Origin of the sequence: Aerococcus sp. UBA6277 (assembly GCF_002440555.1) — a bacterium.
In the GTDB taxonomy this organism is placed as follows: Bacteria; Bacillota; Bacilli; order Lactobacillales; family Aerococcaceae; genus Aerococcus.
Genome location: NZ_DJUR01000013.1, coordinates 12,920 through 30,927, shown reverse-complemented (window position 1 = coordinate 30,927; position 18,008 = coordinate 12,920). Strand labels below are relative to the sequence as shown.

General features: G+C 39.8%; 18 protein-coding genes. 1 reads left to right on the top strand and 17 read right to left on the bottom strand.

Going from position 1 to position 18,008, the window contains the following annotated elements:
• Nucleotides 1-90 precede the first annotated feature (90 nt).
• From B2V22_RS02365 to B2V22_RS02310, 12 genes are all read right to left on the bottom strand, one after another.
• Nucleotides 91-603: an adenine phosphoribosyltransferase gene (locus B2V22_RS02365; RefSeq protein WP_290490249.1), complete on the bottom strand. Its 513-nt coding sequence runs from the start codon at nucleotides 601-603 to the stop codon at nucleotides 91-93.
• Nucleotides 603-2,954: a single-stranded-DNA-specific exonuclease RecJ gene (gene recJ, locus B2V22_RS02360; protein WP_290490247.1), complete on the bottom strand. Its 2,352-nt coding sequence runs from the start codon at nucleotides 2,952-2,954 to the stop codon at nucleotides 603-605. Before recJ ends, B2V22_RS02365 begins: the two co-directional genes overlap by 1 nt.
• A 32-nt stretch (nucleotides 2,955-2,986) precedes the next feature.
• On the bottom strand, nucleotides 2,987-3,784 hold the full coding sequence (locus B2V22_RS02355) for an SDR family NAD(P)-dependent oxidoreductase (RefSeq protein ID WP_290490245.1): 798 nt from the start codon (nucleotides 3,782-3,784) through the stop codon (nucleotides 2,987-2,989).
• Nucleotides 3,785-3,811: 27 nt separating this feature from the next.
• Entirely contained in the window at nucleotides 3,812-4,732 is a 921-nt protein-coding gene (rnz, locus tag B2V22_RS02350) for a ribonuclease Z (protein ID WP_290490243.1), read from the bottom strand.
• 260 nt (nucleotides 4,733-4,992) lie between these two features.
• A complete protein-coding gene (gene obgE / locus B2V22_RS02345; RefSeq protein ID WP_290490241.1) occupies nucleotides 4,993-6,318 on the bottom strand; it encodes a GTPase ObgE in 1,326 nt (441 codons plus the stop codon).
• A 37-nt stretch (nucleotides 6,319-6,355) separates the two neighbouring features.
• The gene (gene glyS / locus B2V22_RS02340) at nucleotides 6,356-8,434 is read right to left on the bottom strand and encodes a glycine--tRNA ligase subunit beta (RefSeq protein WP_290490239.1); all 2,079 of its coding nucleotides are present in this window, start codon (nucleotides 8,432-8,434) and stop codon (nucleotides 6,356-6,358) included.
• Nucleotides 8,434-9,360, bottom strand: a complete 927-nt coding sequence (glyQ, locus tag B2V22_RS02335; RefSeq protein WP_396159599.1) for a glycine--tRNA ligase subunit alpha — start codon at nucleotides 9,358-9,360, stop codon at nucleotides 8,434-8,436. Before glyQ ends, glyS begins: the two co-directional genes overlap by 1 nt.
• A gap of 260 nt (nucleotides 9,361-9,620) precedes the next feature.
• Nucleotides 9,621-10,421, bottom strand: a complete 801-nt coding sequence (gene recO, locus B2V22_RS02330) for a DNA repair protein RecO (protein WP_290490235.1) — start codon at nucleotides 10,419-10,421, stop codon at nucleotides 9,621-9,623.
• A gap of 75 nt (nucleotides 10,422-10,496) precedes the next feature.
• A complete protein-coding gene (era, locus tag B2V22_RS02325) occupies nucleotides 10,497-11,495 on the bottom strand; it encodes a GTPase Era (protein ID WP_290490234.1) in 999 nt (332 codons plus the stop codon).
• A gap of 24 nt (nucleotides 11,496-11,519) precedes the next feature.
• Nucleotides 11,520-11,939, bottom strand: a complete 420-nt coding sequence (locus B2V22_RS02320; RefSeq protein ID WP_290490232.1) for a diacylglycerol kinase family protein — start codon at nucleotides 11,937-11,939, stop codon at nucleotides 11,520-11,522.
• Entirely contained in the window at nucleotides 11,914-12,333 is a 420-nt protein-coding gene (gene ybeY, locus B2V22_RS02315) for an rRNA maturation RNase YbeY (RefSeq protein WP_227645200.1), read from the bottom strand. The genes B2V22_RS02320 and ybeY overlap by 26 nt, the downstream gene beginning before the upstream one ends.
• A gap of 88 nt (nucleotides 12,334-12,421) precedes the next feature.
• Nucleotides 12,422-13,393 (bottom strand): PhoH family protein, encoded by a 972-nt coding sequence (locus B2V22_RS02310; protein ID WP_290490230.1) that lies wholly within the window; start codon nucleotides 13,391-13,393, stop codon nucleotides 12,422-12,424.
• Between the two features lie 175 nt (nucleotides 13,394-13,568).
• Between B2V22_RS02310 and B2V22_RS02305 the strand changes: the two genes are divergently transcribed.
• Nucleotides 13,569-14,519, top strand: a complete 951-nt coding sequence (locus tag B2V22_RS02305; protein ID WP_290490228.1) for an NAD(P)-dependent oxidoreductase — start codon at nucleotides 13,569-13,571, stop codon at nucleotides 14,517-14,519.
• A 96-nt stretch (nucleotides 14,520-14,615) separates the two neighbouring features.
• Here the strand turns inward: B2V22_RS02305 and B2V22_RS02300 are convergent, their stop codons facing one another.
• The 5 genes from B2V22_RS02300 to B2V22_RS02280 all read right to left on the bottom strand — a co-directional run bounded on the left by B2V22_RS02300 (nucleotide 14,616) and on the right by B2V22_RS02280 (nucleotide 17,971).
• Nucleotides 14,616-15,380 carry a 2-keto-4-pentenoate hydratase gene (locus tag B2V22_RS02300; protein WP_290490226.1) on the bottom strand — a complete coding sequence of 255 codons (765 nt, stop codon included), beginning with the start codon at nucleotides 15,378-15,380 and terminating at the stop codon, nucleotides 14,616-14,618.
• Between the two features lie 20 nt (nucleotides 15,381-15,400).
• Nucleotides 15,401-16,189: an SDR family NAD(P)-dependent oxidoreductase gene (locus B2V22_RS02295; protein ID WP_290490224.1), complete on the bottom strand. Its 789-nt coding sequence runs from the start codon at nucleotides 16,187-16,189 to the stop codon at nucleotides 15,401-15,403.
• Between the two features lie 451 nt (nucleotides 16,190-16,640).
• Nucleotides 16,641-17,084 carry a GatB/YqeY domain-containing protein gene (locus B2V22_RS02290; RefSeq protein ID WP_016897393.1) on the bottom strand — a complete coding sequence of 148 codons (444 nt, stop codon included), beginning with the start codon at nucleotides 17,082-17,084 and terminating at the stop codon, nucleotides 16,641-16,643.
• A gap of 30 nt (nucleotides 17,085-17,114) precedes the next feature.
• Nucleotides 17,115-17,288, bottom strand: coding sequence for a 30S ribosomal protein S21 (gene rpsU, locus B2V22_RS02285; protein WP_003142732.1), 174 nt, complete (start codon nucleotides 17,286-17,288; stop codon nucleotides 17,115-17,117).
• Nucleotides 17,289-17,551: 263 nt separating this feature from the next.
• Nucleotides 17,552-17,971, bottom strand: a complete 420-nt coding sequence (locus B2V22_RS02280; RefSeq protein ID WP_290490218.1) for a Fur family transcriptional regulator — start codon at nucleotides 17,969-17,971, stop codon at nucleotides 17,552-17,554.
• Between the last annotated feature and the right edge of the window lie 37 nt (nucleotides 17,972-18,008).

Here is an 18,008-nt window from a genome sequence, read left to right as displayed (position 1 = left end):
CACTATTTATTATAGAACCAAAAAACAAGATCAAGTCGCGCCCTGAAAGGGTCTGACCTGGTCTTGTTTCTCTTATATAACTTATTAATATTAGTAGTGCATTAATGAGAAAACGTCAGTACCAGCGATTTTTTCTCTCGCTTTGAATTCATCTAATTCTACTAAGAAGGCTGCACCAACAACTTCGCCACCTAATTTTTCAATTAATGACACACAAGCTTCGATGGTACCACCAGTTGCCAATAAGTCATCTGCAATTAAGACTTTATCGCCTGGTTTAATCGCATCTTTATGGATTTGTAGGGTTGACTGACCGTACTCCAAACCGTAATCGATTGACTCGATTTCACGAGGCAATTTACCTTTTTTACGCGCAGGAACGAAGCCAATATTTAATGCATAAGCAACTGGACAACCAACGATAAATCCGCGGGCTTCTGGTCCAACAACCACATCTACATCTTTCTCACGTGCAAATTCCACGATTTCATCAATTGCTTCGTGGAAGGCTGGGCCATTCCCCATCAAGGGCGTGATATCTCTAAATAAAATATCTTTCTCTGGGAAGTCCTGTACGTCTGCAACATATTGTTTAAAATCCATTATTTTCCTCCTGAATAGAAAAAATCTTTAATCGTTGTTATATCATTATACCGTAAAAGTCGTTCATTATTGATTTGGGTTTCCCAATCGGCCATTGTTTGAGTAGCCAATAAGTCTACCTTTTCATTTACCGGTAAGGTCACTAAATCAGTATTATGCCATCTAACCAATTCCACTTCTTCTAAGACTTTCACCATTAAATCAAGTTTGATTTTGGAAATTTTGAAGAAGTCTGCCAGGGCCTGTTCCTTACCCGCCAGCGGCACAGTTCCGTGGCCTTGTAAGTATTTATATAATTGACCGAATTCTTTCCGGGTTGGTTTTCCAACCATGTAAGCATTGACCGCAGAATAAGCATAGATATAAATATTATCAATTGCCGCCTGGTTTATCAAGTCTTTAATAGCCGTTAAATCCTTTGGAATATCAAAAATAACTAAGCTTTCCTTACTAGCAAGTGCCGAACCTTTTTCAAGGACCTGATCAATTTCACTAGTCATAATAGCCTCACTTGTGAAAGGAATTTCGTCTTTATAAGCCCTGAAAAATGGCGCATTTTCAAAGACGTAAGTGGCATTTTCAATAGACATAATTTGATTACGCTCACGCATATTTCGCAAGTCAAAAATGCTTTTACTCGCCTGGCGAATATCCTTGATTTGCGCTTGGGGTGACTGGTTCCCGTTCCATGCATTGACGGATAAGGTGACCACCACATCAATTGGATCATTTGCGACCAGTTGTTTGGCTAATGCGCCAGATTTAAAAGCAATCATGCTTGTCTTTATGCCTGCGTCTGCATCTGCCACTGTCAATTTCAAAGTATTCTTGTCTTTTCCTATCAACTGGATTTGTGACAATTGGACGTCTTTCATTAAAAATAAGGGCTGTCTATTATCCGTTCCAAAGGGTTTAATCGGATCAAGCGCCTTGATATTCTCAAGAGTAATATCTGTAATCCCGATAATCCCGTCAATTTTCAATGGTGTTTTTTGGTTAAATACGGCTTCAAATTCAGCTATACGGTCTAATAATGCTGTTTTCCAAGCATCAAACTGGTCAATAGCTACGGTCATTCCAGCAGCCATTTCATGACCACCAAATTTATCAGCGTAAACTTTCCCGGCTTGTAATACTTGGAAAAGGTCAATTCCCTCTATTGAACGACCCGACCCTTTAAAAGTACCCTTTTCAGTATTCTTACTTAATAGAATAGTTGGCCGATGGTATTTTTCAACCAAACGACTGGCTACAATTCCAAGGACTCCTTCATGCCAACCTTCTTGACCCAAGATAATCATTTGCGGTAATTCACCTTCACCGCCAACTAAGACTTCAGCTTCCGTCACCATTTTATCAACGATGGCTTTGCGCGCATTATTTTCTGAGTCTAGTAATTCGACCAATTCACCAACTTCTTGGTCATCAAAAGAGGTTAAGAACCGTACACCAGGGGTCGGATCGCCCAAACGACCTAAGGCATTTAACCTTGGTCCCAAGATAAAACCAATCGTTTGTTCATCGATTTGGTCTGGCTGGATGCTTTCTTTTTCAAAAAACATCTGTAAGCCTAACCGCTCGGTATGCTTCATTTGGTCTAATCCAGACGCCACAATGACCCGGTTTTCGTCAGTTAAGGAAACCAAGTCAGCAACGGTACCAATAGCAGCAACATCCAGTAAATCACTTGGCGTTTCACCAAGTAAGGCTGTGGCCAATTTCAAGGCGACACCAGCACCTGCTAAATCACCAAAAGGATATTGGCCTTCTGGATGGCGTGGATGAACAATAGCATAAGCATCAGGCAAGCTGTCTCCAATTTCATGGTGGTCTGTAATAATCACGTCAACACCTTGGTCTTTAGCATAAGCTACGGCTTCGTGTCCTGCTACCCCGTTATCACAAGTCAGGATCAGTTGCGTCCCTTTCTTGATGTAATAAGCATAGACATCCTTGTTTGGCCCATATCCATCTTCAAACCGGTTAGGTAAATAAAAGGATACATTAGCCCCAAGCATTTCTAGTGTTTCATACAAAATCGTCGTTGAAGTAATGCCATCTGCGTCATAATCCCCATAGATTAAAATCTCTTCATAATCTTCAACCGCTTGCTGTAGTCTTGAAACGGCCTTTTCCATATCTTTTAATAAGAATGGATCATGAAATACGGGCTCTTTAGCGATAAAAGTCTGGATAGCTTCAGCTGTCTGGTAGCCTTTATCATAAATGACCTGTACGACCATCTTTGGTAAGGATAGGTCTTCAGCTACTTGCTGTATAAAAGTTACAGCTGTATCATCCGCATTGCTTAAGTATTCAGGTTCTATCCATTCATAAACTGATTGCAACAAAATTTGTCCTCATTTCTAAGTTTCGTAGAAAATTAGTCTCTAAATTGGCCTTTTTCATAGGCCATATGAATCAAACGATAAGCTAGGCTTGGTGCCAATCTCATTAGACGGTTCATAATGTCATAGTAAAATGGCACCACTAGCTCAAACTGGCCACGTTCAATCGCGATTGCCATTTTATCAGCTACAATTTCTGGTGTGGTCGCAAAGGATTGGACATTTTCAAAGTATGACCCATCTTTATCCGCAATATCAAAGAAAGCTGTGTCAACTGGACCAGGTAAGATACAAGTCACTTTAATCTTGGTTGACCACAAGTCTTGTCTTAAACCATTGGCAAAGGCATGAACACCTGCCTTACTGGCTGCATAAACCGCTGATTTAGGGGTTTGAATTAAACCAGCAACTGACGCAATTAAGGTGATGTTATTTGCTTCAGTATCTTGGTCTAACATTCCGGCTGCAAAGCGTTTTGAAAGGAACATAGTCAATAACAAATTAGTATGGGTCAGTTTAGCGATTTGTGTATAATCTTGGTCACTAATTGCTGAAAAATCACCAAAACCTAAACAATGGACAAAATTTTCAATCTGACCTTTATCAAAGCAGTATTGGGCGAATTTCTCGGCTTCGTCACCTGTCACTAAGTCGGCTGTATAAGCTAAAACTTGTCCAGCACCTATTGCTTTCGCCTGTTTCTTCGTTTCGTTTAACCGTTTTTTGTTTCGACCGTTGATGATGATATTTCTACCTTCGCTGGCCATTTTGTAAGCAAAAGCTTGACCGATTCCTGAAGATGCACCTGTAATGACTGTGTATGTTTGAGACATTTTCATCACTCCTATAAATGTGGCTTCTTATCCGAGACTGATTGAATCAAAATCCTTTACAATTTGGCTGTTGGTAAACACTTTCTTGGCATCTGCCTCTAGTTGCTGTGACGCTTTTCCTACATATCTAGCTGAAATATGGGTGAGTAATAACTGTTTGACATTGGCTTCCTTAGCCACCTGACCTGCTTGTTTAGCGGTTGAATGGTAGTAATTACGTGCCATTCGTTCCTCACCAGCAGCAAAGGTCGCTTCATGCACTAAAACGTCCGCATCTTTAGCAAGAGCTACCGCATTTTTGTTATAACGGGTATCACCTAAAATGGTGACAATGTGGCCCTTTTTATCAGGTCCAATAAAGTCACGGCCATCTAAATGGGTACCGTCTTCTAAAGTAATCGTCTTACCTTTTTTTAATTGTCCTAGTAAAGGCCCATTTGGTACGCCCGCTTCCCTTGCCTTATCTATCAACAATTCCCCTACCTGGTCTGCCTCAATGACTCTAAAGCCATAAGACTGAACAGCGTGGTCTAAAGTCTTATAGTGGACCTGGTATTGATCATTTTGAAAGACCATGCCTTCATCGGCTAACTCCTGAATAATTAGATCATAGCCTAAGGACGTACGGGTAACTTGAAGAAAGTTTTCAATATAAGCTTTAATCCCTTTAGGTCCATAAATGGTCACCGGAGATTCTCCGCCTTGATGGCTTCTTGAAGATAAAAAACCTGGCAAGCCAAAAATGTGGTCTCCATGTAAATGCGTGATAAAAATTTTAGTGACTTTACGCGGTTTCAATGTGGTTTTCATAATCTGATGTTGGGTTGCTTCCCCACAATCAAACATCCACATTTCATTACTTTCGTCTAATAGTTTTAACATGATGCTTGTCACATTACGACTCCTACTCGGAACGCCAGCACCTGTTCCCAAAAAAGTTATCTCCACTTTTTTTCGCTCATTTCTATTTTATATATTCGTAAAAAAAATCAAGAGCGCACATTAAATCCAAGTCTCCCTGTTCAATGTGCGCTCGTCTTTCGATGGGTTTAAGGCTAAAGTGTCCCCTCCCCACCAACAATCCTCATGATATCGGGCGCTGAAAGTCAGAATGATCCGATGCTTCCCAAAATACGCCAGTTACTTCTAGAGTAATTTTTCGGCTTTTGGTCCAGCCTGTCAATTCTAGACGATTTTTGTCGCACCTGCTATTCTTGGAATTCAAACTCATAGTCTAAAATACGGATAATATCCCCTTGTTTTGCACCACGTGCAGCCAAGGCTTTATCAACCCCCATATTCTTCAACTGACGAGCAAATCGTAATGCCGACTCATCATATTCCAAGTTCGCCATCTTAAATGTTTTCTCAATCTTGTCACCGTATAGGTAGAAGGTACCATCAGATTCACGACCCACATAGAATGGTGGCTCTTCGTCTTCAGGAATTTCATAAACCACTGTTTCAGTAGACGCTTGTTTACCTTCTTCAGCAATGCGCGCTTCTTCTAAACGGATCAATTCAGCTGTGTGGTCCATTAAAGGATCTAAGCCTTCTCTAGTATAAGCTGAAATTGGAAAAATTTCTGGCAATTTCAAGTCTGGATAGTTTTCTGCAAAATAACTTGCAAGTTTATCCTTGAATTCTTCAATATATAATTCAGCTTCAGGAATATCCATTTTATTGGCAACGATAATCGTTGGTCTAGACATCAAATTATCATCATAATTATGCAATTCTTTATTGATGGCTACATAGTCATCAAATGGGTCACGATTTTCAAAACCACCCATATCAATTACATGTAAAATCACCTTGGTACGCTCAACGTGGCGTAAGAATTGGAACCCTAAACCAATACCGTCAGCAGCTCCTTCAATTAAACCAGGTAAATCGGCTAATACAAAAGATTCATTCGAACGAGTATTTACCACACCTAAATTTGGTGTAATCGTCGTAAAGTGGTAATCACCAATTTTAGGTGTAGCCGCTGTGACAACAGATAATAAGGTTGATTTACCAACTGATGGGAAACCAACTAATCCGGCATCCGCGATTAATTTCAATTCTAATTGTAGGGTAATTTCTTCACCTGGTTCCCCATTTTCAGCGATTTCTGGTGCCGGGTTGTTGTGAGTCGCAAATTTCATGTTCCCACGGCCTCCACGACCACCATGTGCCACGATGAGCTCTTCACCGTTTTCCACTAAATCACCAATAATTTGACCAGTGTCAAAATTTTTGACAACAGTTCCAGGGGGTACAGCGACATACATATCCTCTGCACCACGACCGTACATACCTTTTGGCATCCCATTTTCACCTGGTTTCGCCTTAAAGTGACGGTTGTATCGGAAGTCCATCAAGGTTCTTAACCCTTCATCAACTTTGAAGATGATGTCGCCTCCGCGACCACCATCTCCACCAGCTGGACCTCCATCTGGACGATATTTTTCTCGTAAAAAGGCAACCATACCGTCGCCACCCTTACCTGCTTTCACCCAGATCTTGGCATAATCAAAAAATGTTGACATGTGTTACCCCTCCTTTCATTTTCTTTAATTTTTATTTTTATTTCGTGTTAATACGGTTTGTATCAGCAAGCGTTAAAATGGCTTGCGCAATCATGCTTAAGATGGCTAACCGGTTATTTTGTACCGTTTGATCTTCAGCAAATACCATGTTGTTATCAAAGAATTCAGTGATAACTGGTGTTAAAGCCTCAAGTTGATTATAGTTGTTCTGCATGTCATTTGTCATCTCTAAGCCTTTAGCAGCATTGAATAACGCAACTTCTGAATCAGATTCAAAACGGCTTTCTTCTATTTTAACATCTTGGACATTTAGTTCACGGGCTTTCGCACCCAAGTTCAAAATACGGTTCCATGCTTCAAGCGTTTCTTTAAATGACGCTTTTTCACTAGCTGCTTGTAAGACTTTACTTGCCGCTAATTTTCTTAAGACATCCGCTGAGTGGCTTTGCAAAACAGCATCCGCAATATCATAACGTATTTCTTGGTCATTTAAGATAGCTTTCAACCGATCATTCACAAATTGGCTTAAAGCTGTTTGTAATTGAACTAGGCGTTCTTGGTCTTCAATACCGTAAACAGTCTGCAAGATATTAATGATATCAGTTTTCCAGTCAAAAGTTAACTCATTTTCGATTAGAATCCGTACAATTCCTGATGTTTGTCGACGTAATGCAAATGGATCGTTTGAACCAGAAGGAATGCGGTCAATATTAAAGAATGAAATCACTGAATCTAGTTTATCTGACACCGCAAACAATTTACCCAATTGACTAGCAGGTAATTCACCTTCAGCAGAAATTGGCATGTAGTGTTCGCGAATAGCAGTAGCAACTGCAGGCGCTTCACCAAAAGCTAAGGCATATTTTTCACCCATTATTCCTTGTAATTCTGAGAATTCATCCACAATACCGGTCATTAAATCGAACTTGTAGATTTCACCAGTACGCGTGATGTCTTCGGTTTGGACGTCGGCTAACTGACCTGACCATTTTTCGGCTAAATATTTGGCGATTTGACCTGTACGGGCCGTTTTTTCCTGTAAGGAACCAATTTCAGCATGGAAAGTTACCTTAGCTAAACGGCCCTGGAAGTCTTGAATCGTTTTGGTTTTATCTTCATTGACGAAGAAGAAACCATCTTCCAAACGTGCAGTCAAGACTTTTTGATTACCCTTACGGACATTATCTAAATGTTCAGCATTACCGTTACGAACAGCTACGAATAATGGCAACAATTTGCCTGCTTGGTCTTTTACATAGAAGTAACGTTGGTGGTTCTTCATTGAAGTGATCAATACTTCATCCGGCAACTCTAAGTATTTCTCGTCGAAGTTGCCGACAAAGGCTGTTGGGTATTCAACAATTTGGGTAACTTCTTCAAGTAAGTCAGCATCGATATCGATTTGATATTTGTTTTCGCTCGCTAATTGGTCGATTTGTTGTTGGATTAATGCTTTTCGTTCGTCTTGGTTTACAATAACAAATTCATCAGCTAAGGCTGCTTCATAAGCATTCGCGTCATTGATCACAACTTCTTGAGAACCTAGGTAACGGTGTCCACGTGAGATATTTGAAGCTGTTAGGTTCAAGAAAGTTAACGGTAAGACTTGGTCATCTAATAGGGCAACCATCCAGTGGATTGGACGGATGTATTTAACGTCATACGAAGCCCAGTGCATTGAAACAGGGAATGACATTTGGTCGATAACTGAAACTACATCTTGTAAAATGTCAGCCGCTTGGCTACCTGGTTGCGAAATATTAATGAAGACATACTCTTCACCTTTAACTTCTTCAAAGTAAATATCCTCAACAGAAGCACCTTTACCGCGTGCGAAACCTTGGGCAGCTTTGGTCCAATTTCCCTCTTCATCTTGAGCAATACGTTTAGCGGGTCCCTTAGCTACATCAGAAAAGTCTGTTTGCTTGTCGGCTAATCCATTAACACGTACAGTCAAACGACGCGGTGTCGCAAATGTTTCGACATTGTCAAAAGTTAAACGGTTGTCTGATAAAAAGTTTTCTACTAGTGATTTTAATTGGTTCACGGCATTACGTACGTATTGAGCAGGTACTTCTTCCAAACCAATTTCAAATAAAAATGTATGTTGGCTCATTATTTTTCCTCCTTCAATAACGCTTCTGCTGTTTCTCGGTCTAACAAAGGGTAACCCAAGTCAGCACGTTTCTTCACAAACATTTTAGCTACACGGCGGGCCATGTTACGGATACGAGCAAGGTAAGCGGCACGGTCAGTAACAGAAATCACACCACGCGCGTCTAGTAAGTTAAATGCATGTGAACATTTCAAAATGTAGTCATAAGCTGGGTGGACTAATTCATTGTCGATTTGTTTCAAGGCTTCAGCTTCATATTTATTGAAGGCAGCGAATAACATATCTACATCCGATTCCTCAAATGAGTAAACTGAATGCTCGTATTCTGCTTGACCAAAAATTTCACCATATTTAACGCCTTCAACCCATTCAATATCGTAAACTGAATCTACTTCTTGGATGTAAGAAGCTAAACGTTCCAAACCATATGTTAATTCAGAGGTAACAGGCTTACACTCTAAACCACCCACTTGTTGGAAATAAGTAAATTGGGTGACTTCCATCCCATCTAACCAAACTTCCCAACCTAAACCAGCACAGCCAAGTGATGGGTTTTCCCAGTTGTCTTCTACAAAACGAATGTCATGTTTTAATGGGTCAATCCCTAATTGTTTCAAGCTTTCAATGTATAATTCTTGAATATTATCTGGGTTTGGTTTCATCACGACTTGGAATTGGTGATGTTGGTATAGACGGTTAGGGTTTTCACCGTAACGACCATCTGCTGGACGACGAGAAGGTTCTACGTAACAAGCGTTCCATGGTTCAGGACCAATTGCACGCAAGAAAGTATAAGGTGACATGGTACCCGCACCTTTTTCTGTGTCATAAGCGTTTAAAACTAAACAACCTTGTTCAGCCCAGTAGTTTTGTAACGTTAAAATTATATCTTGAAATGTTTTATGATTTTTTGCCAAGATGTTCACTTCCTCATTTTTTATCTATTGTGACAGTGGTCAAATACATCAGAAGACACTAAAAAGCCCCTATGTATTTGAAAAAACAAACACATAGGGACGATTATCTCGCGGTTCCACCCTACTTCTAACGGATAAGATCCATTAGCGCTTTATTGTTAAGTGCTCCAATATGCCTTCACAAGGTTTCAATCCAGCCGCTTTCACTATCCGGCTTCGCTTTGGAATCTACATCTTCCTACTTAGTATTTTCACTGCACTTCTTTTATTCAGCTATTATCATACTTTTTTTCTCTTTTATCGTCAAGCGGATTGACAAAAGTTTCCATCTGACTGATGAAATGCTTACTTTTTAAGTGGATCCCTACATACTCTTCGTAAAGATCATCCAAAGCTTGGCGAATTTCAGTTTTCGTTGCCGCCTGTAAGTTCACTTGCCCTAGTTTGTCATAGGGCATTTGACTAAATAGTCGGATAAAATGACTTGCCCTTGGTGACCAATGGAGACGCCTGTCATCCATATGAAAATGTTGTTCACATAAAACGCCAGCATACTGCATGGAATAGTCAAAACGGCCTTGATCACGGCCACAAATAACACAAGACCTAAAGTTAGGGGCGACCCCGAATTTCGGCAGCAACTGAATCTCAAATATATTGGCCACGACTGACGGATCGACGCCGGCTTCTATTTTGCCTAGACCTTGCCACAACAAATTAAAAACCTTGTCTTCTTCAATAAAGTCTTCAAAGGCGGCATCGGTCAAACCTGTCATGTAGGCTGCATAGGCATTGGCCTGTATATCTGCGATGGTTGTCTTTGGAAATAGAACATCTCCCGTATCATTAAGAAAAGAAAAACCTTTATCGTTAATGGTTCCAACAAATGAGGCCCGCATATAAGGAAAGGCAATTTCCCTTAAACCATTATTCTGTCGTTGTATATTCTTAATGAAAAACATCCGCTTACCAAATTCCTTGGTGAATATTTTAATCAGCAGGTCTTTTTCCTTGTATTTCCGCGTAAAAAGGACAATTCCATCGAAACGCGCGTAATGGTCCTTTCGCATGGTCTTGTCCCCTTTCAATACTCATGTCAATATGTTTCGATTTTTATGATAGCTAGACTTGATTAATGCCTGCCATTAACCCTTGTAGTTTTTATGGTTGTAACCTAAGTCTCCTAAGTTAGACTTATTGTTACGCCAGTTTTTGATAATTTTGACCCAAAGTTCTAAATAAATTTTTGAACCTAGTAGGTTTTCAATTTCTTTACGGGCTTCAACACCAATTTTCTTGATCATCTTACCGCCCTTACCAATGATAATCCCTTTCTGACTCTTTTGATCGACGATAATGGTCGCATACACATGCACACGGTCCAGTTCATCTTTTTGCATGGAGTCTACTTGAACAGCAACTGAATGTGGAATTTCTTCATACGTATTTAAAAGAATTTGTTCACGGATTAATTCAGAAACAACAAAGTATTCAGGATGGTCTGTGATAAATTCAGATGGGTAGTATTGTGGTCCATTCGGCAATAAACCAACCAAGGTATCGATCAAGGTCTCCACATTATTACCGTTTAAAGCAGATAGAGGGATAATCCCGTCAAAAGATTCAGGGCTTGGAATAGTTTGCATAAAGTCCGCTAGTGCTTCAGGCGATACCTTATCAATTTTATTGACACCCAAGAACTTACGAGTCTTGTAATTTTTAATCTTTTCAAAGACGAATTTGTCACCCGGGCCAATTGGTTCTTCCGCATTCACCAACATTAAGATGGCATCTACTTCTTCAAGTGATTGGTAGGCAGACTTATTCATGAATTCACCTAACTCATTATGGGGTTTATGAATACCTGGTGTGTCAATGAAAACAATTTGCGCCTCATCTGTTGTATAAACCGCTTGGATTTTATTACGCGTCGTTTGCGCCTTGTCAGTCATGATGGCAACTTTTTGCCCTACGACGCGGTTTAAAAAGGTTGATTTCCCAACATTCGGACGGCCAACGATGGCCACAAAACCTGACTTATACCCACCAAAGTCATCTTCAGCTTGTTCTCCGTCGTCCTCTAGTAATTTTTCTAAATCCTCAATGTTGTCAAAATCGTTTATATTAAAATCTTCTATATTCAAAAATAGTCTCCCTTATTTATATATTCATTTGAACAAAAGTAAAATCTCAGGTACAAATATCAACAAACCAACGATAACGGCCATTGTAGATGAAATCAGTACGCCACCAGCCGCTACATCCTTCACATTTTTTGCAATGGGATGGTATTGGTTGTCAGTCACTAAATCTATAATCCACTCAGCAATGGTATTGGTAATTTCCATACAGATCACAATGGCGCAAGTCAAAATCAAAATTAACCACTTTTCAACGGACAAAGTAAAAAACCAAGCGGCCGACATAACTAAAATTAAGCCCAGAATCTGGTAACGGATATTTCGTTCATGGACAAAGGAAAATTTTATCCCATTTAATGCATAACCCATTGATTCAAAAAAATTATGGTTCTTATCCACTTTTGGTGGTTTTTGTACTTGTTTACGCTCTTTTAAGTCCATAAGCATCTAAAATCTCTTTCTGTAGGCCAAACATTTCTTTTTCATCTGCTTCATTCATATGGTCATAACCATTCAAATGCAAGAATCCATGGACAGCTAAAAAGCCTAGTTCACGTTCAAAAGAATGGCCATAATCAGCTGCTTGTTCACGTGTTTTATCAATCGAGATAAAAAGATCGCCCAATTCACGTGGCATATCCTCTGGCAAGCCCATAACTGCTAATTCATCTTCTCCTAAATCTTCAATCGCAAAAGAAATCACGTCAGTTGGACGGTCAATGTTGCGGTAAGTTTTATTAATTTCATGAATTTCTGCATCGTTCACGATGGTTAAAGATAAGTCAATTTCTCCAGTAAGTTTCAAATAATCTGCTGCAAAATCCAACAATTCATGCAACATCTCTTCATGTTTACTAGATAGCTCGTTCGTATTATCTTCAAAAATTAAATCTAACACTTTTTCACCTTTTTTCTTTTTGCCTTATCTATCATTCATTACCCTTATTTTCATTGGCATAGGCATTGATGATTGCTGACACCACTGGGTGACGAACAACATCAGTCGCTGTAAAGTGCACAAAGTCGATATCTTTAATCCCCTGCAAGTGTCTTTCCGCATCGATTAACCCGGATTTAGCGCCTCTAGGTAAATCAATTTGTGTCTTGTCTCCGTTGACAATCATCTTAGACCCAAAACCAAGACGCGTTAAGAACATCTTCATTTGGGCAACCGTTGTATTTTGTGCTTCATCAAGAATGACAAAAGCGTCTTCTAAAGTCCGACCACGCATATAAGCAAGTGGTGCCACTTCAATCACGCCACGTTCCAGTAAGCGTTCAGTATGCTCCCGTCCGTAGATGGTATATAGGGCATCATAAATTGGTCTTAAGTACGGATCAACTTTCTCTTTCAAGTCACCAGGTAAGAAACCTAAGCTTTCCCCCGCTTCAACCGCTGGACGCGTTAGGACAATTCGTTTTACCCGTCCTTGTTTTAATGCCTGAACGGCCATCATCACTGCTAAGAAAGTTTTCCCGGTACCAGCTGGTCCGATCCCGAAAGTAATGGCATGTTTATTGACAGCGTGTAAATATTGACGTTGACCTACAGTTTTTGTTCGAATAGCTTTCCCTTCAAAGGTCCGGCCAATTTCCTCTTCATATAGACTTACAAAGTGGTTCAAAGTCCCACTGTTAGCCATTTTAATCGCAGTAACCACATCACGTTCACCAATTGTGATACCTGATTGCAGAATTACTTGTAATTCAGTCAGTAAATCAATCACTTGGGCAACATCCGCTTCTTGTCCGGTCACTTCTATTTGCTCATCTCTGGCAAATATTTGCACCTCAAAAGCTTGTTCAATCAAAGAAAGATTACGGTCCTCAGTACCAAATAGTTGTACGGCTAATGCTGGATTCATCAAGGCTACATTTTTACTGATTGCAGATTCTGTCAAATGAAAACTTCCCCCTTTTCGTATTAAATAAATTATAGCAAAAATCTGGCATAAATACGAATCACAGGTCATGTATTTTCAAATGCTTAGCCATCTTGGCGGAAAAAGGTGTTTGCTTCCGCAAGTCAATCAATCAATGATACAATAGAGAAAATGCTTTAGGGAGGCGTACACTATGCAAAAAATATTAGCCATCGCAAACCGTGTAAAGGATTGGCAAATTGATGACATCAAAACCTTAGCAAATGATTATCAGATGAAAATGGCGGATGAGTTGACCGACGCAGACTTCCCCAATATTGAAATTCAATATGGTTGGAATGCTGAGCTAGCTGATAAATATGCAGCAAATGGTTATGATAGCCTTCGCTGGATCCAAGTCCAATTCGCTGGCATCAATCAATTGCCTAAAAAAATCGTCGCTGATGAAAAGATTCAAATCACCAACATGAGTGGCATTCATGCGACACCGATTGCAGAGACCGTTTTTGGTTACATCTTGAACTACTACCGGAGTTTACATATTTATAAAGTGCGTGAAGAAAACCAACATTGGGCATATGCCCAACACATGTCTTTACTTGAAAAGAAAATGGTCGTGTTTGGTGCCGGTAATGTAGGGAAAGAAATCGCTCGTATCGGACAAGCATTCGGTTTAGAAACAGTCGGAGTGAATACATCTGGGCGTGAAGTAGACCACTTTAATCAAACGGTTAAAACAGCGGACGGCTTTGAACAAGTGACTGACGCCAACATTATCGTCAACGTCCTACCAGAAACAGACGCCACACAAAACGTCTTTGATGCTACATATTTCGGTCGCCAAGAAAAACAACCCTTATTTATTAATGTGGGTCGTGGTTCTGCCGTTGTAGACCAGGACTTAATCGAAGCTATTGATCAAGATGACATTGCTTATGCAGCCCTTGATGTCTTTAGAGAAGAACCGTTGCCGGAAGAACATCCTTTCTGGGCCCATGAAAAAATTGATGTAACACCGCATATGACTGGTCAAGTAGAGCACTTTGCCATCGAAACATATAAAATATTCCAAGCTAACTTAAAAGCTTACGTAGAAAAAGGCGATTTAGCCGTCAATGTCGTTTCTAAAGAAAAAGGCTATTAAAAAAATTTGATTCAGATAGATAATAAAAGCATTTGCTATTCCAATATTTGGGAAAGCAAATGCTTTTTCGCTTTTATTTTGTGTTAATTTTAGTGTTTATTTTGCAAATAAGGTTACTGGTGGTAGTCCTTCAAATTGGCCTACATAAACGCCTGGTTGAATGACTTTCGGCATATTAACGGCACCGGAAGCCACAAACATTCCTGGTTCAATAGCTTGGCCTGTTTCAGCTAATTTTTGTGCCAACCATTGGACTGAATAAGCTGGGTGGCCCATCACCTCTTTTGAAGAACCTTGGGTATATGGTTGACCATCTACTGTTACTGTTCCCATCACGTCATCAATTTCTTGATAAGTCCGTTTGACATATTCCCCGGCTACTATACCTGCATTGGCTGCTCCATCAGCAATCAATTCAAATTTTGAAATGTTTCCGTACCAGTTGTCATACCGGCAATCTGGAATTTCATATCCTGTCGCCACCTGGCATTTAGACATAATAGTTTCCACTGAATCGTCCGGCGAAATCCTTTCTTCAGCTTTAAATATGATTTCAAATTCTAACAAAGGACCCATAAATTTGCTCAGGTCCATATCCGAATCCCAAACGCCTTTGTCTGTCATGACGCCGTATAAAGGCGTTGTGGTCTTAAAAAATGACTGCTGAATTTTTGCTGACAAAGAAATTTTATAACCTGCAACCTTTTCACCAGCCGCTTTTCTTAAATCTAAAACAGCTTGTTGCACTCGATAGCCGTCTTCTTCGTTGACAATTCCAAATTTCCCGTATGGTACCGGTACTTTTTCATTGTCTGCTTGATATAGTGTCTTACTAGCGTGAATAATTTCTTGATCCATCATAAGCTTTTTTCTCCTTAGAATTACATAGCGTCTGATGCGCCACCGTCAATATTGACAGCTGCACCACTCACATATGAGGCGGCATCTGAAGCAAGGAAGCTAATCACTTTAGCAGCTTCTGTTGTTTCACCAACACGCCCCATTGGCGTATGGGTATCATTGGCTTTTTGTTTTGAAAACTCTTCCCAAGTTGGATTTTCTGGGTCATTTTGCCACATCTTTTCAACCTGTTCACTTCGGATATAACCAATACATACCGCATTTGCACGAATATTGTATTCACCGTACTCTTTACTCAATTCCTTGATGACAGCTAAACCAGCTGAACGGGCTGGTGAAGTCGGTACAGACTTAGGACCTGGCGTCTTACCAGAATTGGAAACCACGCTAATAATCGAACCTGAAGCTTGTTTACGCATATAGGGCAATACCTCACGGGTAAAGTTTGCTACACCAATGATTTTAATTTCCAAGTCAAACCGCCATGCATCATTGTCTACTTCTTCAAATGAGCCCGCTCTATGGCCACCCGCATTATTGACAAGGATATCGATAGTCCCGTATTTGGCCGCTGTGTCCGCGATGGCTTTTTGGACAACAGGTAAATCTGTGACGTCAGCTACTGCGTAATCCACTTCAACCCCTGTTGCTTCTTTAATGGCTGTTTGTGCCTCAATTAACCGGTTCTCATGACGAGCAGTAATCACAACATGTGCACCTTCCTCAGCCAATGTTTTCGCTGTTTCAAATCCGATACCTCTACTGGCCCCTGTAATGACTGCTACTTTACCTTTTAGTCCTAAATCCATCAAAATCGCTCCTTCATCTTTTAAGTTTTTATTGAATTAAAAAAAGGCTCCACTCAATTTCCAGACTTTTATTACGCTTCACTACTTTTGCCATCACCTAATAAAAAAACGGCGACCGTTAACAGGCCGCCGTTTTATTAGCTAGAGCCCGCTTCACGTGGAAAAGGACTCTCCTAGAGAAGAATCCTACTTAGCTAATAATAATAAATCTTGTTTTAAATTAAATGGAGACGCAACAAATACGCCAGCATGCATTATATAATTGGAAGATATTCTAAATTGGCGCATTGTTGTCACTCCTTTCAAATAGCTACCTACAATTTATCAAAAACCAAATATGATTACAAGGTTTTTTTAATTTATTTTTAATTAAATTATCATTTTGGTGTAATAACCAATTTTTGACCAACAAAAAAGGAAGCCCGAAGACTTCCTCTCAGATCTAGATTTATTAACCTAAATATTTTTTTGCTACTGTTTGGATTGCATTACCATCCGCTTGACCTTTAAATTTGGCCACAGCAGTTTGCATGACTTTACCAAAGTCCTTCATAGATGTAGCGCCAACTTCGTCAATGACTTGTTTGACACCTTCGTCTAATTCAGCCTCTGATAATTGTGCAGGCAAATATTCTTCGATAATCGCGATTTCAGCAACTGCGTTATCTGCTAATTCTACATGGTCTGCTTGACGGAATTCTGCTTCCGACTCTTTTCGTTGCTTCAACTCGCGAGCCAAAAGTTCAATTTCTTCATCTTCAGACAATGCACTTCCCTTGTTAATTTCAGCATTTTGAACTGCTGCTTTTAACATACGGATAACAGATAACTTAAATTTATCTTTAGCTTTCATGGCTACCTTCATATCGGTATTTAGTTGGTCTAATAAAGCCATGATCCGCCTCCTTTATCGCAAGGTAAACGATTAGAATTTACGTTTACGAGCCGCTTCAGATTTTTTCTTACGTTTTACTGAAGGTTTTTCGTAGAATTCACGTTTACGTGCTTCTTGTATTGTGCCAGATTTTGAAACTGAACGTTTGAAGCGACGAAGAGCGTCGTCAAGTGATTCGTTTTTACGAACTACAGTTTTTGACATGACATTTCCCTCCCCTCGTTACTACAAATCGTTCTTTCATACTTGAAAAAACGTTCTAGTGAATTATACGCCATTATATTTATAAAGTCAATTATCCTAAGGTAAATTTGTTGAAAGTTTGTAATTCAAAAGTGACCATGTCTTAGGTAATTAAGGAAAATGTCCCAGGTCTTTAAGAGGTAAATGCTAGCCTAATTAGCTGCGATTTACTAACGAAAAAAGAGCTAGACATGCGTCTCTAGCCCTTTTCCAAAATATTTCCCTTACTGACACTCACTACAAAGCCCTTGTAATTCAATGGTATGGCTGACAATTTCGCAACCCGGTAATTGGTCGGAGAAAAATGTCATGGGGCAAGATTTGATTGGAATCGTCTTGCCACAATTTGTGCAGATAAAATGATGGTGGTGTCCTAAATATGGATCACAATGTTTTCTAAAAACCATCTCCCCGTTGACTTCAGAGGTTTCAAGGAAGTGGTGATCTTCGAATAGTTTTAAGTTACGGTAAATGGTATCAAATGAGATACCTGGATATAAGTTTTCTAATCGTTGCTGCAATTCTTTGGCGCTTAGGAAATAGGCCCCTTCTTCGTCAAAGACGTTTAACATATCAGCACGTTTTTTTGTGTATTTAAAACCAGCTTCGTTTAGGACTTGCATGGACTCATCTACAAAATTCATAGTTATCACTCCAGTTCCTACTTATTCTAACACGGAT